Source organism: Sagittula stellata E-37 (assembly GCF_039724765.1).
GTDB classification, from domain to species: Bacteria; Pseudomonadota; Alphaproteobacteria; order Rhodobacterales; family Rhodobacteraceae; genus Sagittula; species Sagittula stellata.
Window position 1 is genome coordinate 2158619 of sequence record NZ_CP155729.1, and the last position, 21487, is coordinate 2180105.

The 21487-nt window shown below is 67.1% G+C and carries 20 protein-coding genes; 8 read left to right on the top strand and 12 right to left on the bottom strand.

What is annotated here, in order from left to right:
- Positions 1 to 8: 8 nt before the first annotated feature.
- Together ABFK29_RS10255 and infC are read right to left on the bottom strand one after the other, a co-directional pair.
- Positions 9 to 1649, bottom strand: coding sequence for a BCCT family transporter (locus tag ABFK29_RS10255; RefSeq protein ID WP_005857625.1), 1641 nt, complete (start codon positions 1647 to 1649; stop codon positions 9 to 11).
- A gap of 210 nt (positions 1650 to 1859) precedes the next feature.
- Positions 1860 to 2357, bottom strand: a complete 498-nt coding sequence (gene infC / locus ABFK29_RS10260) for a translation initiation factor IF-3 (RefSeq protein ID WP_232281537.1) — start codon at positions 2355 to 2357, stop codon at positions 1860 to 1862.
- Positions 2358 to 2602: 245 nt separating this feature from the next.
- On the opposite strand from infC, the gene ABFK29_RS10265 reads away from it, so the two are divergent.
- A complete protein-coding gene (locus tag ABFK29_RS10265; RefSeq protein ID WP_005857629.1) occupies positions 2603 to 4231 on the top strand; it encodes a hypothetical protein in 1629 nt (542 codons plus the stop codon).
- A 195-nt stretch (positions 4232 to 4426) separates the two neighbouring features.
- Here the strand turns inward: ABFK29_RS10265 and ABFK29_RS10270 are convergent, their stop codons facing one another.
- From ABFK29_RS10270 to cysG, 6 genes are all read right to left on the bottom strand, one after another.
- Entirely contained in the window at positions 4427 to 5284 is an 858-nt protein-coding gene (locus tag ABFK29_RS10270; protein WP_040604424.1) for a ferredoxin--NADP reductase, read from the bottom strand.
- Between the two features lie 143 nt (positions 5285 to 5427).
- On the bottom strand, positions 5428 to 5793 hold the full coding sequence (locus tag ABFK29_RS10275) for a DUF934 domain-containing protein (protein WP_040604368.1): 366 nt from the start codon (positions 5791 to 5793) through the stop codon (positions 5428 to 5430).
- 98 nt (positions 5794 to 5891) lie between these two features.
- Positions 5892 to 6674, bottom strand: a complete 783-nt coding sequence (locus ABFK29_RS10280; RefSeq protein ID WP_005857635.1) for a phosphoadenylyl-sulfate reductase — start codon at positions 6672 to 6674, stop codon at positions 5892 to 5894.
- 5 nt (positions 6675 to 6679) lie between these two features.
- Positions 6680 to 8353 carry a nitrite/sulfite reductase gene (locus ABFK29_RS10285; RefSeq protein WP_005857637.1) on the bottom strand — a complete coding sequence of 558 codons (1674 nt, stop codon included), beginning with the start codon at positions 8351 to 8353 and terminating at the stop codon, positions 6680 to 6682.
- Positions 8354 to 8427: 74 nt separating this feature from the next.
- Entirely contained in the window at positions 8428 to 8727 is a 300-nt protein-coding gene (locus tag ABFK29_RS10290) for a DUF2849 domain-containing protein (protein ID WP_005857639.1), read from the bottom strand.
- On the bottom strand, positions 8727 to 10139 hold the full coding sequence (gene cysG, locus ABFK29_RS10295) for a siroheme synthase CysG (protein WP_005857642.1): 1413 nt from the start codon (positions 10137 to 10139) through the stop codon (positions 8727 to 8729). Before cysG ends, ABFK29_RS10290 begins: the two co-directional genes overlap by 1 nt.
- A gap of 141 nt (positions 10140 to 10280) precedes the next feature.
- Between cysG and ABFK29_RS10300 the strand changes: the two genes are divergently transcribed.
- A complete protein-coding gene (locus ABFK29_RS10300) occupies positions 10281 to 10736 on the top strand; it encodes an Lrp/AsnC family transcriptional regulator (RefSeq protein WP_005857643.1) in 456 nt (151 codons plus the stop codon).
- A gap of 224 nt (positions 10737 to 10960) precedes the next feature.
- Here the strand turns inward: ABFK29_RS10300 and ABFK29_RS10305 are convergent, their stop codons facing one another.
- On the bottom strand, positions 10961 to 12133 hold the full coding sequence (locus tag ABFK29_RS10305) for a cytochrome P450 (RefSeq protein WP_005857645.1): 1173 nt from the start codon (positions 12131 to 12133) through the stop codon (positions 10961 to 10963).
- Positions 12134 to 12189: 56 nt separating this feature from the next.
- On the opposite strand from ABFK29_RS10305, the gene ABFK29_RS10310 reads away from it, so the two are divergent.
- The 5 genes from ABFK29_RS10310 to ABFK29_RS10330 all read left to right on the top strand — a co-directional run bounded on the left by ABFK29_RS10310 (position 12190) and on the right by ABFK29_RS10330 (position 19057).
- A complete protein-coding gene (locus ABFK29_RS10310) occupies positions 12190 to 13941 on the top strand; it encodes a sensor histidine kinase (protein WP_005857647.1) in 1752 nt (583 codons plus the stop codon).
- Between the two features lie 136 nt (positions 13942 to 14077).
- Entirely contained in the window at positions 14078 to 15304 is a 1227-nt protein-coding gene (locus ABFK29_RS10315; RefSeq protein WP_005857649.1) for a sigma-54-dependent transcriptional regulator, read from the top strand.
- Positions 15305 to 15693: 389 nt separating this feature from the next.
- A complete protein-coding gene (locus ABFK29_RS10320; protein ID WP_005857651.1) occupies positions 15694 to 16698 on the top strand; it encodes a DctP family TRAP transporter solute-binding subunit in 1005 nt (334 codons plus the stop codon).
- A 216-nt stretch (positions 16699 to 16914) separates the two neighbouring features.
- Positions 16915 to 17601: a TRAP transporter small permease gene (locus tag ABFK29_RS10325; RefSeq protein ID WP_005857653.1), complete on the top strand. Its 687-nt coding sequence runs from the start codon at positions 16915 to 16917 to the stop codon at positions 17599 to 17601.
- Between the two features lie 4 nt (positions 17602 to 17605).
- Positions 17606 to 19057 carry a TRAP transporter large permease gene (locus ABFK29_RS10330; RefSeq protein WP_005857655.1) on the top strand — a complete coding sequence of 484 codons (1452 nt, stop codon included), beginning with the start codon at positions 17606 to 17608 and terminating at the stop codon, positions 19055 to 19057.
- Positions 19058 to 19152: 95 nt separating this feature from the next.
- On the opposite strand, the gene ABFK29_RS10335 is transcribed toward ABFK29_RS10330, so the two are convergent.
- Positions 19153 to 20292 (bottom strand): hypothetical protein, encoded by a 1140-nt coding sequence (locus ABFK29_RS10335; protein WP_347100425.1) that lies wholly within the window; start codon positions 20290 to 20292, stop codon positions 19153 to 19155.
- Between the two features lie 57 nt (positions 20293 to 20349).
- Positions 20350 to 20646: a helix-turn-helix domain-containing protein gene (locus ABFK29_RS10340; RefSeq protein WP_005857659.1), complete on the bottom strand. Its 297-nt coding sequence runs from the start codon at positions 20644 to 20646 to the stop codon at positions 20350 to 20352.
- Between the two features lie 155 nt (positions 20647 to 20801).
- Between ABFK29_RS10340 and ABFK29_RS10345 the strand changes: the two genes are divergently transcribed.
- On the top strand, positions 20802 to 20975 hold the full coding sequence (locus tag ABFK29_RS10345; RefSeq protein ID WP_005857661.1) for a hypothetical protein: 174 nt from the start codon (positions 20802 to 20804) through the stop codon (positions 20973 to 20975).
- A gap of 64 nt (positions 20976 to 21039) precedes the next feature.
- Here ABFK29_RS10345 and ABFK29_RS10350 read toward each other — a convergent pair whose 3' ends face one another.
- Positions 21040 to 21303 carry a hypothetical protein gene (locus ABFK29_RS10350; RefSeq protein ID WP_005857663.1) on the bottom strand — a complete coding sequence of 88 codons (264 nt, stop codon included), beginning with the start codon at positions 21301 to 21303 and terminating at the stop codon, positions 21040 to 21042.
- Positions 21304 to 21487 lie beyond the last annotated feature (184 nt).

A 21487-nucleotide genomic window follows, 5' to 3' on the forward strand; every position in this document is an offset into this window, starting at 1 on the left:
GCTTTCCCCTATTCCGCCGGGGTTTCGGCCTTGTCGCGGTGGAAGTCCTCCAGCGCGGGGCGGGTGCCGATGGTGATGTGGTCGATGTCCTCCTGTGCGAGGCCACGCACCAGCGAGGGGATCATCATGCTGACCAGCACGAAGATCGGAAGCCCGACCACGGTGATCACCTGTTGCAGCGCCGAAAGCCCGGCCTCACCCGCGAGGATGATGAGCATGGCGGCCACGAGACCTTCGGCCACGCCCCAGAACACGCGCTGGTGCACCGGACCGGGGGTGGGCGAGCCGGTGCAAAGCATGTCGACCACCAGCGAGGCGGAGTCCGACGAGGTGGCGAAGAAGATCGCCACGATCACCACCGCGAAGCCCTGGATAAAGGCGGTCAGCGGGAAGTGTTCGAGGAAGGCGAACATCGCCAGCGGCACGCTGTCGGCCACCGCTTCGGAGATCTGCCCCGCCTGGTCGCCCAGGGCCGCGCGCGCCGCCGCGCCGATGCCGTCGAACTCCATCGCCTGCCAGCCGAAGATCGCGAACCAGATCAGGGTGAAGAGCGACGGCGCCATGAGCACGCCGAAGACGAATTCGCGGATCGTGCGCCCGCGGGAGATGCGCGCCACGAAGAGGCCGATGAACGGCGACCACGTCACGGTCCATGCCCAGTAGAACACCGTCCAGCTGCCCTGCCAGCCCCAGTCCCCGCTGTCGGGGTTGGTATTGGCCAGCATGTCGTTCCAGAAGGCGAGGCGCGGCAGGTTCTCGAAGTAGAGGCCGAAGGTCTCGACGATGCCGCGCAGCAGGAACAGCGTGGAGCCGAAGACCAGTACGAAGAACATCAGCGCCACGGCCATGCCGATGTTGAGGTTGGACAGGAGCTTTACCCCCTTGTCGAGACCCACCACGATGGAGGTCACCGCCACGGCGGTCAGCACGGCGAGGATCAGCACCTGCACGGTCGCGCCGTCGCCTGTGCCGTAGAGCGCGTTCAGACCGGCGGCGATCTGGCTGGACCCCAGCCCGAGCGAGACCGCCACCCCGAACAGCGTGCCGAGGATCGCGGTGATGTCGATGGCCTTGCCTACGGGTCCGTGGATGCCTTCGCGCAGAAGGGGATAGAACACTGAACTGACGCGCACCGGCAGCTCGTAGCGGTTGATGAAATAGGCGAACGCCAGGCCGGGCAGGGTGAAGATCGCCCATGTGTGCAGGCCGAGGTGATAGATCGCGACCGAGATGGCATCCTGCGCGGCTTCCTGGCTGTAGGGTTCGACGCCCGGCAGGGGTGGGGTGGAGAAATGCGAGATCGGCTCGGCCACGCCCCAGAACATCAGCACCGTGCCGATGCCCCCAGCAAAAAGCATCGTGAACCAGCTCAGGTTGGAATACTCGGGGCGCGACCCCTTGCGCCCGAGGCGGATGTGGCCATGACGGGAGGCGGCGACCCAGATGAGGAATCCGAGCCAGACGTTCACGCCGAGGATGAAGAACCACCCGAGATTGGTGACGATCCACGCGCGGCCGTTTGCGAAGGCCTCTCCGATCGGATCGGGGAAGGCCACCAGCGCCAGCACGAAGATCAGGGTGAATGAAGCGGAAATGAAGAAGATCGTCGGGTCGGTCTTCAGGCGCAGTTTTTCTGCCAGAGCATGCACGGCTTGTCCCCCTTGCGCGGCTGCATTTCCTAGGGGAACGATGGTTTTCTCAGGAATGTTCCAAAAAACATACCCGCAGGGGTTGCGCTTCCCGACTGGCGTGGCGTTCGGGGAATGGCATGCCCCCCCGAAGCGCGGGGCGCCGCACCGTGGGCCCGAACGCAAAAGGCCCGCCGAAAGGGCGGGCCGTGAGCGTCGCGACAGGGTCGCTTATTTGGCCGGAGCGGGCCCGATCATCATGACCATCTGGCGGCCTTCCATCTTCGGCATGTTCTCGACCTTGCCGATCTCCTTGACGTCGTCGGCCACGCGTTCCAGCAGTTCCCGGCCAAGGTTCTGGTGCGCCATCTCGCGGCCACGGAACCGCAGGGTGACCTTCACCTTGTCGCCGTTTTCGAGGAACTTCATCACGTTCCGCATCTTGACCTGGTAGTCGTGAATGTCGGTGCCGGGCCGGAACTTGACTTCCTTGACCTCGATGATCTTCTGCTTCTTGCGCGCCTCGGATTCCCGCTTTTGCTGTTCGTACTTGAACTTGCCGAAGTCCATGATCTTGCAAACGGGCGGGGTGGCGTTCGGCGAAATCTCGACAAGGTCGAGGCCGGCGCGCTCTGCCATCTCCATCGCACGGGCGGGTGTCACGACGCCGACATTCTCACCCTCTGCTCCGATCAGTCGGATTTCAGGGGCGCGAATTCGGTCGTTCACACGGGGTCCGGTGTCGCGGGTGGGCGGCGCATTGTGCGGTCTGCGGGCTATGGGAAGGCTCCTTTTGGATTTGCTCGTCAGGCCGGCAAGGTAAACCTGGGAGGGCGGCCTTTCAAGCGGCAAATAAAGGCCTAAGTGCGGTTTCCACGCCGTTTTCGCTTGCGGATGCTGCATCGCGGCGGCACTTCTGGAACGGGCGCCCTGTGGCGCCCGGAATGCGAGTTGGATGAAGAGGGGGCATCGCCATGGGAAAACAGGTCATTGCGGTTGTGGCCGCAGTTGCTGCGGTCGTGGCTTATATCTGGGCGACCGGACGACCGGAAGACGACGTGCAAGCGACGGCAGAGGCTGTTTCGCAAAGCACTGAGGCGGCGGCGGACACGGCCTCCGAGACCGCGGCAGCCGCCGGCGATGCGGTGGAAGAGGCTGCGGACGACGCGGCGCAGACTGTCGAAGACGCGACCGAAGAGGTTGTGACAGAAGCGGAAAAGGCTGCCAATGCGGCGGACGAGGACGTGGCCGCCGCGATGGAGGCCATGGGCACCGTGGCGGAAGATGCGCTGGCGGCGGCAGAGGCAGCAGCGGGCGACGCGGTGATCGCGGCCCAGAACGCAGCCGAAGAGGCAGGCGAGGCGTCCAAGGCGGTCGTCGGCGCGGCGGCGCTTGCGGCAGCGGGAGCAGCGGCGGCGGCGGCCAACGCGGCGGACGAGGCGGCACAGGCTGCCGAAGGCGCTGCGGAAACCGCGGTCGAGGCGGCCCAGCAAGCCGCCGAGTCGGCGGCGGATGCCGTGACCGAAGGTGCCGAAGAGTCGGCAAACGCGGCCATCGACGCCGCCGAAGCCGCGGCGGATGCCGCCAAGACCGCCGCCTCCTCGGCAGACGCGGCGGCAAATGCCGCGGCGGATGCCTCCGATGCGGCGCAGGACATGGCCGAAGAGGCCGGTACGGATGTCGCGGCGCAGGCCGCAGAGGCGGCGGAAGGTGCCGCCGAGACGGCGCAGCAAGCGGCGGACGCGGCAGCGGATGCAGCCGCCGAGGTCACAGGCGACGCCGCGGAGGCGGCAGGCGAGGCAACCGATGCGGCGGTCGAGACCGCGCAGGCCGCCGCGAACGAGGCCGAAACGGCCGCGGAGATCGCAGAGTCCTCGGCACAGGACGCGCAGACCGCCGCCGCCGACACCGTGGAACTGACCGACGAGGCGCGCCAGACGGCGGATGCCGCCGGTGCGGCGGCGGAAGAAGCCACGGATGTCGCGGCAGCGGCGACCGAGAACGCGGCGGCTGCGGCGGAAGCGACCCCCGACGAGGTGGCGCAGACAACCGCCGACACGGCCGAAGCAGCGGCAAATGCGGCGAACGAAGCGGCGGATGCGGCCACAACGGCAGCGGACAACGCCATGGCGACCGCCGAGGCCGCGACCGAAGACGCGATGATCGCCGCCGAAGAGGCCGGCGAGTCGGTCGCCGAGGATGCCGGGCAGACCGCCAGCGACGCGATGGCCTTGGTGACAGATGCCACCGACGCCGCAGCAAATGCCGCAGCCGATGCAGCGCGGGCCGCGACCGAAGCGGCGGATGCCGCGGTCGAGGCCGTGGCGGACGCAGCCGCTGCCGCCGAGGGCTCTGCCGGGTCCGTGGCCGAGGAAACCGCCGATGCGGCCTCCGGTCCCGATGCGGAAGGCGACGTGACCATCGAGGAACTGCTGACCGTCGAGGGGTTCGACTACGACAAGGTCGTGGCCTACATCGAGAACTCGGACGCCACGGCGCTGGCAAAACAGGCCTCCGCCAAGGTCCTGGAAGAGGCGAAGGACGCCGATCCGGAGACGCTGAAAGGCATGCTGGACAAGGTCAAGGAGCTTCTGGGTCTCTGATCCGGCCCCTTCGGCAAGCGACAGGTTCGGCGCCGTGCGGAGATCCCGCGCGGCGCCTTTCGTTTGCGGGTCCGGGTGTGCTGCCGGTTTGGCGCAGGGTAACGTTACGCGAAACGCCGCGCAGGGGGCTGCGCGGCGTTTTGGGGTGGTATCGGGAAAGCCTGTGTGCCGTGAGGCGCGCGCAGGTCCGGGACGTCAGTCCAGGAAGGCCTTTTCTACAACGTACTGCTTGGGGTCGGAGTTGGCGCCTTCCTCCAGCCCGTATTCTTCGAGCATGGCCTTCAGTTCCAGGTTGAAGGCGAGGTTGCCGCAGATCATCGCCCGGTCGGTGTCGGGGTTGATCGGATCGACGCCCAGGTCGCGGAACGCCTCGCCCGAGCGCATCAGGTCGGTGATGCGGCCCATCTTGGGCGACTCTTCGCGGGTCGTGGTCGGGTAATACTTGATCTTCTTCCAGAAGCCTTCGCCGATGACTTCGTTGAGCAGTTCGTCGGTCTTCAGACCCTCGATCAGCTCGGCGCCGTAGTGCAGTTCGGCGGCCTCGCGGCAGGTGTGGGTGATGATGACCTCGTCGTAATCCTCGTAGGTCTGCGGTTCGCGCAGGAGCGAGGCGAAGGGCGCAAAGCCGGTGCCGGTGGCGAAGAACCAGATCCGCTTGCCGGGCAGCAGCGCGTCATGCACCAGCGTGCCCACGGGCTTGGGCCGCAGGACGATCTCGTCGCCGGGCTGGATGTGCTGAAGCCGTGACGTCAGCGGGCCGTCCTGAACCTTGATCGAGTAGAACTCAAGCTCTTCGTCCCAGGACGGCGAGGCGATGGAGTAGGCGCGCAGCAGCGGCTTTTCCTTGCCGGATTTCGGATCGGTCTGCATCAGGCCGATCATCACGAACTCGCCGGAACGGAAGCGCAGCGAGGCCGGGCGCGTGCAGCGGAATGAGAACAGCCGGTCGGTCCAGTGCCGGACCTCCGTCACGGTCTGCGCGTCGGGAACGGCCTTCTTGGCGGGGGCGGTGGCTGCGGCGGTTGCATCGGTCACGGGTGTCATCTCGGTCATGGTGTCCATTGCCGGTCTGGGTAAACCGGCTTCTCATATCTAGCTTTGATCTGGGTCAGGTGAAAGGCTGCGGCGCCCGACTGCGGTCTTGCGGCGCAGGCAGCCGTCGGGAAGGCGCTTTAGAGGGCGTGTTCGGGGCCCGTTCAGGCGCCCCGCAGCAGCGACTGGTAGTTCTGCGCCTTCCAGTCGGCGCGGAACAGCCACTGATCTTCCGGCTGGCGTGCGGCGAGAGTGTCGTCGATCTCCACCTCGTCGAAGCCGCAGCGGCGGGCCATTGCATATTGGTCGGCCAGCACGTGGCCCTGCGCCCGAAGCCTGCCGGTGTAGCCCCTGAGGCGCAGCAGCCGCGCCAGCGAGAATCCCCGGCCGTCGGCGCTGGAGGGGAAGGCGATGCGGATGGGCTGCGTGGTCGCGGGGTCGAGCGTCGCCGGATCTGTGTCGGAGGCGAGGTCGAGGAAGTCGGTCCGGTCGTCGGCGTGGAAGCCGTCGTCGCGCACGATGATGGTCATCGGTCGGGTTCCTTTGTCGGTCTGCGCGGGCGCGGGGGCCGCGGCGCTTGTGTCTGCGCGCAGGGTGGCCTGAAAGCCCACCCTACGGGGGTGTTTCGTTATCCGGCCCTGACGGCCTTGCCGTCGGCGCCGAAGTGGATGCCGCATTCGTCCTTGGTCTGACCGCGCCAGCGGCCCGCGCGGGGGTCCTCTCCGGGGGCGACCTTGGAGGTGCATGGCGCGCAGCCGATGGACGGGTAACCCTGCGCCACCAGTGGATGCCGAGGCAGGCGGTTTTCGTCCATGTAGGCGCGCACATCCGCGCTGCTCCAGTGGGCGAGCGGGTTGACCTTGATGCGGCCGGTGGCCTCTTCCACTTCGAAGAAGTCGAGCGCGGCGCGGGTCGAGGACTGGTAGCGCTTGCGCCCGGTGATCCAGCCGTCGAAGCCGTCGAGCGCCTGTTCCAGCGGCAGCGTCTTGCGCAGGGCGCAGCAGCGGTCCGGGTCGGAGAGGTTGAGCGCGGTATAGGGGTCCTGCCTTGCGACCTCGGCCTCGTCGGTCCGCAGAACGCGCACGTTCTGCAGATGCAGCCGTTCGGCCACTTCCTGCTGGTAGGCCAGCGTTTCCGCGAAAAGCAGTCGGGTGTCGATGAACAGCACCGGCGTCTTGCGGTTGACCATCGCCACGAGGTGCAGCAGCGCCACGCTTTCGGCCCCGAAGGAGGAGACCATGGCGATCTTCCCGGCTTCGGGATCCTTCAGCGCCCCTTCGAGCACCGCCGTCGCCGAATGGTGGCGATAGCGCGCGTTCAGCGTGGCCACGCGGGCGCGCTTTTCGGCGAGATCGTCGCGCGTGGCGGCGTCCGCGCCTCCGGCGGAGGTATTTTCACCAAGGAGAAGCATGTGTCTCATGCGGCCTTCGACCGTTTCGCTGTCTGTTCGCCGTAAAGGGCGGTCTTGAAAGGCGCCATGCCGAGGCGGCGGTAGGTGGCGAGGAAGGTTTCGTCCCTGTCCGCGCGGTGGTCGAGGTAGGCACCGACGAGGCGTTCGATGGCCGGCACGATCTCTTCGGCGGAGAAGCCGGGGCCGGTGCGTTCGCCGAGCGCCAGCGTCTCCGTGTGGTCGCCGCCGAGGGTGATCTGGTAGTTCTCCACCCCGGCGCGGTCCAGCCCGAGGATGCCGATGTGGCCGACGTGGTGGTGGCCGCAGGCGTTGATGCAGCCGGAAATCTTGATCTTCAGCTCACCGATCTCGTGTTCGAGCTTCAGTTCGTCGAAGCGAGTGGCGATCTGCTGTGCAATCGGGATCGAGCGGGCCGTGGCCAGCGCGCAGTAGTCCATGCCGGGGCAGGCGATGATGTCGGAGACAAGACCGATGTTCGCCGTGGCGAGCCCGTGCGCCTTGAGCCGTGCGTGGATCGCGGGCAGATCGGCCTTGTGGACGTGGGGCAGGACGACGTTCTGTTCGTGCGAGATGCGCAGTTCGTCATGGCCGAAGTCACGCGCGATGTCGGCCATGACGCGCATCTGTTCCGCCGTGGCGTCGCCCGGGGTTTCGCCATGCGCCTTCAGGCTGATCTGTGCGATGGCGTAGCCCTCGGCGCGATGCGGATGCAGGTTCGTGTCGGCCCAGGCGCGGAAGACCGGGTCCTTGGCGTAGTGGTCGTCGAAAGCCGAAACCGGGCGTTTCGTGAACGATGGCGCGGCGAACTGGGCCTTGATCGTGTCATACAGGGTCTGGTCGACCCCGGTGAAGGTCGGGCGGATCAGGGCGTAGACCTCTTCGACGCGGGCGCGAATGTCTTCGATGCCGTGTTCATGCACGGTGATCTTGATGCGCGCCTTGTACTTGTTGTCGCGGCGGCCCAGCAGGTTCCAGACCGAGACCACGGCCTCCAGATAGGGCAAAAGGTCGGCCATAGGCACGTGGTCCGCGATGGTCTTGCCGATCATCGGGGTGCGGCCCATGCCGCCGCCGACCACGACCTCGGCGCCCGCGACACCGTCCTTTTCGTGCAGCCTGAGCCCGATATCGTGCGCCTTGATGACGGCCCGGTCGTTCGCGCTGCCGGTCACGGCGATCTTGAACTTGCGCGGCATGGCCTGGAATTCCGGGTGATCGGTGGACCACTGGCGGATCAGCTCGGCCACCGGGCGCGGGTCCATGACCTCGTCGGCGGCGGCACCGGCGAAGTGGTCCGCCGTCACGTTGCGGATGGTGTTGCCGGAGGTCTGGATGGCGTGCATCTGCACCTCGGCCAGCGCGTCGAGCATGTCGGGAATGTCGCGCAGTTCCGGCCAGTTGTACTGGATGTTCTGCCGCGTGGTGAAGTGACCGTAGCCCTTGTCGTACTGTTCGGCCAGGTCGGCCAGGCGGTGCATCTGGCGGCTGGAGAGCGTGCCATAGGGGATCGCCACCCGCAGCATGTAGGCGTGCAATTGCAGGTAGAGGCCGTTCATCAGGCGGAGCGGCTTGAACTCGTCCTCGGTCAGGGAGCCGTCGATGCGGCGCTCAACCTGCTGGCGGAACTGGCGGTTGCGCTCGGTGACGAAGGCGTGGTCGAAGTCGGAATAGCTGTACATCGTGTCGTCCTTTCGGGCTGCGGATTTCGCAGGGAAACCGGGCCCTTGTCAGAAGTCGGCGTCAGAAGTCGGCGTCAGAGGTCGGCCTGCTTGCCGTGCGCGTAGTTCGAGGGGCCGGTGCGGCGGAACTCTTCCCGGAAGTGGGTGGGGCGGGGGCCGTCGTCGCACTGAGCCATGTCGGCGAGGTAGGCGCCGACGATCTCGGACTGGCGGGCGGAGGCCTCGATCAGACGGAGCTGGGCATGCGCCTCGTCGGTCAGGATCTCGGCTTCCGACAGGCGGGGCGACCAGTCGTCGTTCGCGGTCAGGTAGACGACCTCGCCCGAGAGCAGCGCGTTGGCGGTGACGACCTTGGGTGTGAATTCGCGGGGCATCAGGAGACCTCCTGCTGGCGGGATGGGACGGCTGTCAGGCCGGAAGACTGAAGGGTGGGCAGGGCGTCGCGCGGGGCGAGCCCGTAGAGGATCAGCGCGGGGCCGTCCGGACAGTCGTCCAGATCGGCGGAGAGGGTGGCCAGTGCCGAGGTCAGGACCGCCTGATCCCCGCGCGAGGCGTTGGCGACCAAGGTGACCGGTGTGTCGGGGGCCGCGCCGTGCATCAGCAGGCGGCCTTGCAGGAAGCGCGCGGCGCGCTTGCCCATGTAGATCGCGGCGACCTGGTCCGGCGCGGCAAGCGTGCGCCAGTCGTGATCTGCGAAGCCCTCGGTGTCATGTGCGGTCATCAGCCGGACCGAGGCGTTGCGGCCGCGTTTCGTCAGGCTTTGACCGATGGCGGAGACGGCGGCGGAGGCGGCGGTGATGCCCGGTACGATCTCGTAACCGATGTCATGGGCGGCCAGCGTGTCGATTTCCTCGTCGAGGCGCGCGAAGAGGGTGGGATCGCCGCCCTTCAACCGAACGATCTGGGCGCCGGTCGCGGCGTGTTCCACCAAGAGCGCGTTGATCGTCTCCTGCGGGGTGGAGGGGCCGAAGCCGGTCTTGCCGACCTCGATCATTGTGGCTTCGCGGCGGGCGAGTTCGAGGATCGGCTGGGGCGCGAGCCGGTCGTAGAGCACCACGTCGGCCTCGTCGAGCAGGCGGCGGGCCTTCAGCGTCAGGAGGTCCGGATCGCCGGGGCCGGAGCCGACGAAGGACACAAAGCCCGCGCGGGTCGGGCGGTGGAGATGCGTGTCGAGGAGGTGGTTCAGCGCCTCTTCGGTTGCGGTGTCGCCCTGCGCATAGGCGCGGGGACCGGCGGCGAAGAACCAGTCGCGCCAGAAGTCGCGGCGGGCGCGGCCATGGGGCAGTTTCTCGGCCACCTTGCGGAAGCCGCTGGCGATGCGGGCGAGCGGGCCGGTGGCGGCGGGAAGGTGCTCCTCGAGGTGGGCCTTGATGGCGCGGGCGAGCACGGGGGCGGTGCCCTCGGTGCCGATGGCGACGGTCACCGGATCGCGGTCGACGATCGCTGGCGTGATGAAGGCACTATCGTCAAGGTTGTCAACGATGTTAACAAGGACGCCAGTGGCGCGGGCAAGTGTCGCGGTGCGCGCATCGCGTTCGGGGTCTTCGTCGGCGGCATAGGCGAGCGCGGCCCCGGGAAGGTCGCCGTCGCGCAGCGCCCGGCGGTGCAGGGTCAGGCGGCTTTCGGCGGCCCAGCCTTCGATTTCGGGCGCGGGGAGGGGAGAGAAGACATGCAGTTCGGCCTCGGTCTTCATCAGCAGGCGCAGCTTGGCAAGTGCGGCATCGCCGCCGCCGGAGAGGACGACGCGCGTGTCGCGCAGCGCGAGGAAGATCGGGAAGTGACGCATGACGGACCTCTTGTGACTCCCCCTCAATATAGGAAATTATCCTGCCAAGGGGCTATGCCCTTGTCTGAATAAGGAAGGTTGTTCTACCTTCTCTCACTGAAAGGAGCCGTGTTTCGGATTTCGCGGCAAAAAGGGAAAACGATGAAGATCGACGATACAGACCGGAAAATCCTTGTGCAGCTGCAGCAGGACGCAAGCCAGTCGCTGGACGAGATCGCCAAGGCGGTGGGGTCTTCGAAGACCCCGGTCTGGAACCGGATTCGCAAGATGAAGGAAGCAGGGGTGATCGGCGCGCAGACCGTGCTGCTGGACGCCGAGGCGCTGGGGTTCGAGGCCTGTTTCTTCGTGCTCATCCGCACGTCTGAGCACGAAGCGGACTGGCAGAACCGGTTCCTGAAGGCTTTGCAGGAACGGCCGGAAGTGCAGGAGGCGCACCGCCTGGCCGGGGACATCGACTACATCCTGAAGGTGAGGGTGAAGAATGCGCGGGCCTATGACGCCTTCTACCAGGCGTTGATCTCGGAGGTGAAGGTGCACAACGTCACGGCGCTCCTGTCGATGGAGGAGATCAAAGCGACGGTGGCGCTGCCGCTGTAGGCGGTCCTCCGGTTGCCGCCCGTTGCCCTGAGAGTCTGGCCCCGAAAGCGTGGCTCTGCTGGCGTGACCTCGCGGTGTGCTGCGCATGCAGGTTCAGCGCGCTGCGCGCGCCCGTCCTTCTTTGCGCGCTGTGCGCGCGGGTGCCTCCGGCGGAGTATTTCTGAAAAGGAGAAACACCGGGGGCGGTCCGGGGTCCGGGGCGTCGGGACTGCGCGGTTTGCGGGTCACCAAGTGGCGCGGAGCGCCTCCAGCCCGTGGAAATGGTAAAGGTTTGCGTAGCGGGGAGGCTCCGACAGCGTCAGACCGGGCAGGCGCTGCATGAGGATCGGCAGGGCAATCGCCATTTCCAGCCGGGCGAGCGGTGCGCCGACGCAGAAGTGCAGCCCGCCGCCGAAGCCGGTATGGGTCGCGGGCGGGCGCGTCGGGTCGAAGCTGGCGGGGTCCGGCCAGGTTGCCGGGTCCCGGTTCGCCGCCGCGAGCAGGAGCGCTACGCGGTCGCCGCGCGCGAAGGTGTGGCCGAAGATTTCGACCTCTTCGTAGGCCATGCGGGTGAACATGTGCAGCGGCGGGTCGAAGCGCAGGATCTCTTCCACGGTGCGGTCGGCGGTCTCGGGTGCGATCGGGGTCTGGTGGTCCAGCAGAGCCTTGATGCCGTTGCCGAGGCTGTGGACCGTCGCCTCGTGGCCCGCGTTCAGCAGCAGGATCACCGTGGCGGTCAGCTCGTCGGTCGAGAGGCGGCTGCCTTCGGCCTCTGCCTCGACCAGGCGGGTGAGGAGGTCGTCCGCCGGGTGCCTGCGGCGGTGGGCCACAAGGTCGGCCAGGAAGGCCTGGAACTCGGTCGCGGCGCGGGCGGCGGCGTCCTCCACCGCGCGGTCGCGGCGGGCCTGATACATGGCGACCATGGCGTTGGACCAGTCGAGAAGCTGCGGCGCATGGGTTTCGGGCACGCCCAGCAGGCGGCAGATGACGATGACCGGCAGTGGCTGGCAGAAGGCCGGCAGCAGGTCGGCGCCGTCGTCGGGCAGGGCGTCGATCAGGTCATGGGCGAGGGCCGCGATGTCGTCGCGCATCGCCGCGATCCGTCCGGAGGTGAAGGCGCGCAGCACCAGTCCGCGCAGGCGGGTGTGGCGGGGCGGTTCCAGTTCCAGCATGGAGTGCGCCTCGATCGCGTAGAACGGCGCGAGATGGTCGGGGACCGCTGGCGCAAGGTCGGCGGGGACCTCGCGGCCGAAGCGACGATCCTTCAGCAGCGCCTGTACGGCGCGGTGCGAAACGGCGCAGGGCAGGCCGTAGTCTTCCCACCACGCGAGGTCGCCGCCGTTGCGCAGGCGGTCGTAGAACGGGTAGGGGTTCTGGACGAAGTCCGGGTCGGTTGGGGATTGCGATAGGCGCAGCATGCCCCGACAATCGGTCGGCGTGGCGCGCTTGGCAAGAGGCGGCTGGAGAAGGGCGGATGACGAGGCAGCATCACCGGTTCCTGACGAACATCACCTTCCTGGCGGGGGTGGCGGCTTTGTCGTACGGCGTCTGGACCTATGGCTACGGGCAGGCGCTGGAGCAGGTGCGCGCGCGCGGCGAGGCGGACCTGGCGCTGGCGGCGGACCGGCTGGTCACCGGGCTCTTGCGCTATCGCGCGGCGGCGGTGCTGCTGGCGGATCATCCCGTGCTCGACACGTTGCATGACGAGGGCGTGTCGGGGGCTGCGGCGGCGCGGCGCGCCGCGGTATCTTTGCAGCGCAGTGTCGATCGCACCGGCGCGGCGCTGGCTTTCTACGCAGACACCGACGGGCGGGTGCTGGCCCGGACGCAGGGCGATGTGCCGGGCGATTTTGCCGGGACGGACTGGTTCCGCCGCGCTCTGGACGGAGCGCTGGGGGCGGGGGCGCGGGTGGGTCCGGACGATTCGGAGCGGATCTACGTGCACGCGGCGCCGTCGTTCGGGGCGGACGGGCGGGTGCAGGGCGTGCTGGTCATGATCGTCGATCTGGAAGGGATCGAAGGCGAATGGCGCGGCTCGCGCCCCTCGGTCTTCTTCACGGACAGCGAGGGGGACATCCTGGTGACCAACCGCTCCGAGCTGCTGTTCTGGCGGCTGACACCGGAGGCGGTGATCGACCCGGACGGGGCTGTGGCGGATGTCACGCGGCGCTTTGTCGGCGGGTACGAGATCTGGCGGCAGTCGCTGTCGCCTTACGTGCCGGCCAGGGGCCTGCATCTGGTCCAGGCCTTGCCGGTCGTGGGGCTGGTGGGCGAAGCGCTGGTGGACGTGGGGCCGGCGCGGCGGCTGGCGGCCTTGCAGACGGCGGTGGTGGCGATCCTCTGCCTCGGATTCGGTGCGGTGCTGTTCCTTCTGGCGGAGCGCCGCCGCGTGCTGACCGAGGCGAACTCGGCGCTGGAAGTGCGGGTGCGGGCCCGGACGCAGCAGCTTGAGGAGGCCAACACTGCCCTGCGCCACGAGGTCGGCGAGCGGCAGGAAGCAGAGGCGGCTCTGCGGCGGGCGCAGGCCGACCTGGTGCAGGCGGGCAAACTGTCGGCGCTGGGACAGATGTCGGCGGGGATCAGTCACGAGTTGAACCAGCCGCTGATGGCCATCCGGCAGTTCGCGGAGAACGGCGGTGCCTTCCTGGACAAGGGGCAGCCGGAGCGGGCGGCCGACAACCTGTCGCGGATCGCGGCGCTGGCCGGACGTGCGGCGCGCATCATCCGCAACCTGCGCGCCTTCGCGCGCAACGAGAGCGAGCCGATGGGGCGCGTCGACCTGTGTGCCGTGATCGACGAGGCGGTGGAGCTGACCGAGACGCGGCTTGAGACGGAAGGGGTCGAGGTCGCATGGGCGCGTCCGGCCGGGCCGCTTTACGCCATCGGCGGCGAGGTGCGGCTGGGGCAGGTCTTTGTCAACCTGATCAACAACGCCGCCGACGCCATGGCCGGTCAGGCGGTGAAGCGGATCGTCATCCGGGTGGAGGCGGGCGAGCGGCTGGTCGTGCGGGTGCGCGACACCGGCCCCGGCATCGCCGATCCGGAGAAGGTGTTCGAGCCCTTCTATTCCACGAAGGAGGTGGGCGGCGGCATGGGGCTTGGGCTGTCGATTTCCTACGGTCTGGTGCAGAGTTTCGGGGGCAACATCCGGGGCCGCAACGTGACGGATGGCGGGGCGGAGTTCGCCGTGGAACTGGACCGCTGGCAGGCGGAGGCGGCGGCGTGACGGGGTCCGGCGCTCCTGCGCCTGCGGCGCATGTCGCCCCGCCCGCCGTCCCGTCCCGTGGCCTGTGCTCTTTCCCGGCGGTGTCAGGTCCGATGTCGGTTCGGGCCGATGCGTCATTGGCCGGAGGGGGGACGGCATGATCTGCAAGGTGCTTCTGGTCGACGACGATCTGGCCGTGCGCGAGGCGCTGGGACAAACGCTGGAGCTGAACGACTTCGAGCCGGTGACGGCGGGCTCTTTCGTGGAGGCCAAGGACCTGATCGGGCCGTCCTTTGCGGGCGTGATCGTGTCGGACATCAGGATGCCGGGGCGGGACGGCTTCCACCTGCTGGATTACGCCCAGGGACGCGACACGGAACTGCCGGTGATCCTGCTGACCGGCGAGGGCGACATTCCCATGGCGGTCCGGGCGATGTCGCAGGGCGCCTTCGGATTTCTCGAAAAACCCTGCAGCCCGGCGGAACTGGCAGCCCTTGTGCGGCGGGCGCTGAAGACGCGTGAGATGGTGCTGGAAAACCGGCGGATGAAGGCGCAACTCGAGGCCGGCGATCCGGCGGCGCGGATGATCTTCGGCCTGTCGGAGCCGGCGGCGCGGCTCAGGGAGCAGGTGCGCACCGCGGCGCGCGCGGGGACGGAGGCTTTGGTGCGCGGGGCGCCCGGATCGGGCATTTCGAAGGTATCCGAGGTGGTGCACCTGAGTTCCGCCCAGTCGAAAGGGCCGTTCGTGAAGCGGGCCGCCGCCGGGCTCGACCGCGCCGGGTTCGAGGCGGCCTGGGAGGCGGCGCAAGGCGGGGCGCTGTTCCTCGACGAGATCGGCGCGCTGCCCTCGGACACGCAGCTTGCGCTGACCGACGCGCTGGAGCGCGGCGGGGCGCGGCTGATCGCGGGCACCACGCAGGACCTGAAGCAGGTCGTGGCGGAGGGGCGGCTGTCCGCCGACCTTTATTATCGGCTGGACGTGGCACAAGTGCGCATCCCCTCACTTGCCGAACGGCCGGAGGACATACCAGTGCTGTTCCGGCATTACGTGGCACAGGCCGCGGAGCAGGCGGGCATCCAGCCGCCAGAGATCACGCCGGAGCACGAGGCGGGCCTGATGGCGCAGGAGTGGCCGGGCAATACCCGCTCGCTCATGTCGGCGGCGATGCGGTTCGTGCTGGGGATGCCGGAGGACCTGTCGAAGACCAGCCAGCTGGGGCTGGCGGAGCAGATGGCGCAGGTTGAACGCTCGTTGCTTGCGGCGGCGCTCGGGCGGCACAACGGCGTGGCCGCCGAGGCCGCCCGGGCGCTGAAGCTGCCGCGCAAGACGATGTACGACAAGCTGGCGAAATACGGGCTGAAGCCCGAGGCCTTCCGGCGCTAGACCCCGCCCATGGGGCCGGGGCGCGTTGCGGTCGCCGGGGGTGCCGGTCGTCTTTCAGGTATTTTTGCCAAGATGAAGGGTGGGGGCGTGTGGCGCGCATTTGCGGGGAATCGCCACACACGGGGACGAATCGACTTCCGCAGCTGTGCGGTTTTTCGCACAACCTGCGCTAACGGTCGTGCGGAAAACCGCACAGCGAAAGTGCAGGGGTGCCATGCGGTCGCTGCATGGAAAGAAGCAAGTATCTGCCAAAAATGGATTTTTCGCTGTTTTCGGCGCGAACGTTCAACGCGCTTGATCCGATTCTCGGGCGGGGGTCATGTAAGTGCATTCGGTGCCCGGGGAGAGGGCGCCGGGCGAGAAACCTAGCCGTATCTGGGAGGATACCGATGAAAAAGCTTCTCATGACCGCCGCGGCGGCCGCCCTTGCCGTGACCGGTGCAACCTCTGCGCAGGCATCCTGCGAAGAAGGCGAAATGGTCATCAAGTTCAGCCACGTGACCAACACCGACCGGCATCCGAAAGGCATCGCGGCCACCCTGCTGGCAGAGCGTGTCAACGAAGAGATGAATGGCACCGCCTGCATGGAGGTCTACCCGAACTCCACCCTGTACAACGACGACCAGGTGCTTGAGGCGATGCTGCAGGGCGACGTCCAGATGGCGGCGCCGTCGCTGTCGAAGTTCGAGCAGTTCACCAAGGTGTTCCGGATCTACGACCTGCCCTTCATGTTCAAAAACATCGACGCGGTCGATGCGTTCCAGGCCTCCGATGCCGGTCAGGCGATGAAGGAATCCATGACGCGCCGCGGCCTGCTGGGCCTCGAGTTCTGGCACAACGGCATGAAGCAGCTTTCGGCCAACAAGCCGCTGGTGATGCCGTCCGACGCCGCCGGGCTGAAGTTCCGCGTGCAGCCCTCCGAAGTGCTCAAGGCACAGTTCGAGGCGCTGGATGCCAGCCCGCAGCCGATGGCCTTCTCCGAGGTCTACGGCGCGCTGCAGACCGGCGTCGTCGACGGGCAGGAGAACACCTGGTCCAACATCTACGGCCAGAAGTTCTTTGAAGTGCAGGACGGCACGACCGAGACCAACCACGGCGTGCTCGACTACCTGGTCGTGACCAACGTCGACTGGTGGGAAGGTCTCGATCCGGCCGTGCGCGAGCAGCTGGGCAACATCCTGCACGAGGTGAGCATGGAGCGGAACGCCGCCGTGGGTGAAGTCGACGCCGAGGCCCGCCAGGCGGTGCTGGACGCGGGCGGCGAGATCCGTGAGCTGACGGCCGAGCAGCGTCAGGCCTGGCTCGACACCATGAAGCCGGTCTGGGAACAGTTCACCGACGACGTGGGCCAGGAAAACATCGACGCCGCGCAGTCGATCAACAACTCGATGTAAGCGCCTGACCATACAGGCAAGTTTTTCCGGCGGCGACATTCGATATCGCCGCCGGATCCACACCCGGGGTACGCGGCCAGGAAGTGGCCTGCGTCCCCGCCACGCCCTCGGGGCGGCACCCTCCGGCAACTGCGGCCCGTCCGACCCATCCGATCCGGGCCAGGACACCATAAGGAGCGGAGGCCGCGGCAAGGGCCAGATTTCTTGGAGGGGGACATGTCCGACCATACCGTCTCGGACTCCATGCTCGGACGTTTCGTCAACGAGCTGGAGGAGAGTTTCATCGCCCTGATCCTGGGGTTGATGACCATCATCACATTCATCAACGTCGTGCTGCGCTACGGTTTCAACACCGGCCTGATCTGGGGGCTGGAGATGACGTCCATCCTCTTTGCGTGGCTTGTGCTCTTCGGGGTGAGCTACGCGGTCAAGACCACCGCCAATCTTGGCGTGGACGCGGTGACGAACCTCGTGCCGCCCGCCGGCCGCCGCATCATGGCGCTGTTCGCGGGCGTGGTCTGCATCGCCTACGCCTGTCTTCTGATGAAGGGCGCGTGGGATTACTGGGCGAACTTCGCCAACCTGCCGCAGACCACCGGGCGCTGGTTCCCGACGGGCTTCGAGGACATGACCCGCACCTCATACCGGTCCTGGTACGAGATGATCGACACGCCGATGCCGTCCTGGCTGCGCTGGATCGAGCCGCTGATCAACCAGGGCGATGCCTACGAGAAGATTCCGCGGTTCATTCCCTACGTCATCCTTCCGTTCGGCGCCGCGCTGCTGCTGTTCCGCTTCATCCAGGCGACCGTACGGATCTGGAAGGGCTCTTCCGACAGCCTGATTGTCAGCCACGAAGCCGAAGACGCGGTCGAAGACGTCGCGCATATGAACAAGGACTGATCCCATGGACGTCGTACTTCTGTTTCTCATGGTGATCGGGCTGATGCTGGTCGGCGTGCCGATCGCGGTGTCGCTGGGCTTCTCGTCGATCGTCTTCCTGCTGGTGCTGTCGGAGACCTCGCTGTCTTCCGTTGCGCAAAGCTTCTACCAGGCGATGGCGGGCCACTATACCCTGCTGGCCATCCCGTTCTTCATCCTCGCGTCGTCCTTCATGTCGACCGGCGGGGTGGCGGCGCGGATCATCCGCTTCTCCATCGCCATCGTCGGTCACCTGCCGGGCGGGCTTGCCATCGCGGGGGTCTTCGCCTGCATGCTCTTCGCGGCGCTGTCGGGGTCGTCGCCGGCCACCGTGGTCGCCATCGGTTCCATCGTGATCGCGGGCATGCGCCAGGTCGGCTATTCCAAGGACTTCGCGGCGGGCGTCATCGCCAACGCGGGCACCCTGGGGATCCTGATCCCGCCGTCCATCGTGATGGTGGTCTATGCCTCCGCGACCGACGTGTCGGTGGGCCGGATGTTCCTTGCAGGCGTCATCCCGGGCCTGATCGCCGGCGGCATGCTGATGGCCACGATCTTCGGCATCGCAGTGGTGCGCAAGCTGCCCAAGGGCGAATGGCGCGGCTGGGGCGAGGTCATGGAATCGGGCGGCGACGCCATCTGGGGTCTTGGCCTGATCGTCATCATCCTCGGCGGCATCTACGGCGGTGTCTTCACCCCGACCGAGGCCGCTGCGGTGGCTGCCGTTTACGCCTTCCTGATCGCCAACTTCGTCTACCGCGACATGGGCCCGTTGCGCATGGCGGATGGCAACCACAAGGCGCTGTGGGAAAAGCCCATCGCGCTGGTGACCGCCTTCTTCCACCGCGACACGAAGCACACGCTCCTTGAGGCGGGCAAGCTGACAGTCACGCTGATGTTCATCATCGCCAACGCGCTGATCCTGAAGCACGTGCTGACCGACGAGCAGATCCCGCAGCAGATCGCGGCGGCCATGCTGGACGCGGGCTTCGGACCGATCATGTTCCTGGTGATCGTGAACATCATCCTGCTGATCGGCGGCCAGTTCATGGAGCCCTCGGGCCTGCTGGTGATCGTCGCGCCGCTGGTGTTCCCCATCGCGCTGCAACTGGGCATCGACCCGATCCACCTCGGCATCATCATGGTGGTGAACATGGAAATCGGGATGATCACGCCGCCCGTGGGTCTGAACCTCTTCGTGACCTCCGGAGTGGCGGGGATGCCGATGATGCGCGTGGTCCGGGCGGCGCTGCCGTTCCTCGCCGTGCTCTTCGTCTTCCTGATCATGGTGACCTACATCCCGGCGATCTCGACCTGGGTGCCGGACCGGGTGATGGGACCGCAGGTCCGCTGCGAGGGGGCATCGCTGCCGTCCGAGCCGCTGGAACGCGCCTTCTGCGAAGCCCGCGGCTTCGGCGGAGCTGCGGCGACGGAGTAATCCGCGCCACACCCGGAAAACAGCAAAACGCCCCGCCGGACTGGCGGGGCGTTTTTCGTAGAGAGGGGGCTTCGCCCGGCGCGCGCCCGGTACGCTCACCCCGACCCGGCGATCCGTACTTCCAAATGCGCCTTCAGCGCGGTCGCTGTTCCGTAGTCGAACGCCATATGCTCCGGGTCATAGACCTCCAGCGCCGCCTCCACATGCGCCAATGCCGCGCGCAGGTGGGGCCGGGAATCGGCGCATGTCTCATGATCAGCCCGCGCTTTTTCCGCGAGTGCCATGTTCTCCTGCGTCTCGGCCCAGTCCACCGGATGCGCGTCGCGGGTGGTGACCTCCAGCGCCGCGCGATAGGCGGTGACGGCCTCCGCCAGCAGCGCCGCGCCCGCCGCGCCGCCGGTGCGTTTGCCTTGCTCTTGGAGGGCAATGCCGAGGTTGTTCTGCGTCGCGGCCCAGTCCACCGGATGCGCGTCGCGGGTGCGGACCTCCAGCGCCGCGCGAAAGGTGGTGACAGCCTCCGCCAGCAGCGCCGCGCCCGCCGCCCCGCCTGTGCGGGTGCCTTGCGCTTGGAGGGCATTGCCGAGGTTGTTCTGCGTCATGGCCCAGTCCACCGGATGCGCATCGCGGGTGCGGATTTCCAGCGCCGCGCGATAGGCCGTGACGGCCTCCGCCAGCAGCGCCGCGCTCGCCGCGCCGCCGGTGCGGGTGCCTTGCTCTAGGAGGGCATTGGCCAAAGCGTTTTGCAATTTCGCGGAAAGCAGACTTGGATTGTTCGGTGTCAGGGCCAGTGCATCTTTCGTCATCTGGACAGACATCGGCAGTCCTTCACCACCGTAGCGCAATCCATGATAGTAAAGGACTTGCATATAGGCGTGCCGCTTGTCCGCTGGCAAATCGGGATCGACCGCGCCGAAACTGTCCGCCGCCGCCGACAGGATTCGAAAGGCCTGCTCCGTCTTGCCGCGCAGCAGGGCGTTGTCGGCGCGCAGTTCCGCCGTCTTCGCGGCTTCCTCCAGCTCCACCTCCTGCACCCGCTCCAGCAGGATCTCCACCTCCTCCAGATCGCCATCCTCGATCGCACCGAAGGCGGCGGCCTTCAGGTTCGAAAGCCGTTTCAGCCCCTCGTCGATCCCTTCGATCTCCGCCCGCAGGGCGCGGTAGTCTTGGGCTTTCCGATTCAGGTATTCCGCCAGTACGGCATCCGCCGCCTCACCGGGATTGTCGTGGTCGAACATCTCCGCAAGTGCGACCAGTTGCGACCGCGTCAGGCTCTTGCTGTCATCCAGGGCTTCTTACAGCGATCCCTTGGAGGCGCGGAGACTGCCGACCTCGTCGTCATTCAATGTCGCCGCGTTGGAGGCCTGTGCCTTGAGCGCCTTGATCCGGTCTCGGGTGATCCCGAGCGCTTCGCAGATCGGCTGATAGGTCCGCGCCTGCGGGTTGGCGACCTTGCCCTTTTCATAGTTGTGAATCCGCCGGACCGCGTCCTCGTCCCCAAAGGCTTTCAAGGCAAGCTGCACTTGCGTCCAGCCGCGCGTTTCGCGCTCTTCGCAGATTTCCTCACCCAGCAATTCACCGAAACTTTGCACCCAATCGTCCTCATTCGTCCGGAAGACGCCGGGAAAGTCCGCTCCCGTCCTGAGCCGTCCTCACACTCATCTGCCGCGATGCTGCACCTTGGGGATGTCTTCGGAGGCATCATTGAACCCGGCTGGCCAGCCATCAAGCCTCGAAAGGAAATGACATGAGGATCGTGATGGAATGGCTGCAAGCGGCGGCCGAGCGGATGACCTGTCACCACGCGATGTACGGCGTGATGGCGGCGGCCTATGCGGGGGCGGAGGCGCACCTGTGGGACAAGGGGGCCTTGGGGCTCGTCTTCATGGCGGCCTACAGCGTGCTGGCGCTGCGCCCCTGAGGCCGGACGACATGCGCCCCGCCGGCTGTGGCGGGGCGTTGCAACGGTTCGGGCCGGGTCAGGGTCAGCGGCAGACGGTGACCAGGTGACCGTTGCGGTAGGTCTGGTAGGGGTCGTGGCAGACGCGGGTGGTGTAGGTGCGCTGCTTCTGGTTCTTGCGCGCGCCCTGCACGGCGAGCGTTCCGATCACGCCGAGGACGACGCCGCCGACGACGTTGCGTTCGTGCTGGTTCAGCGCGGCGGCCGGGGTAGCGGCCGAGAGGGACAGCACCATGGCGGCAGCTGCGATGGCGGAGGTGAGGATCTTGGCAGACTTCTGGGCAGACATTTCAAATTTCCTTTCTGGAATGGGCGTGGCGGTGCCACGGCTGACCCCCGAGCAGCCGGGAGAATCGCCTGTGCGGACAATCGCCGCAATCGCCGTCGCAAATCGATATCAACGGTGTGTTAACCGATAACATCGCGGACGATTGGCGTGTATTCCGGAATACCCAACCTTCGGCGGAGGACGG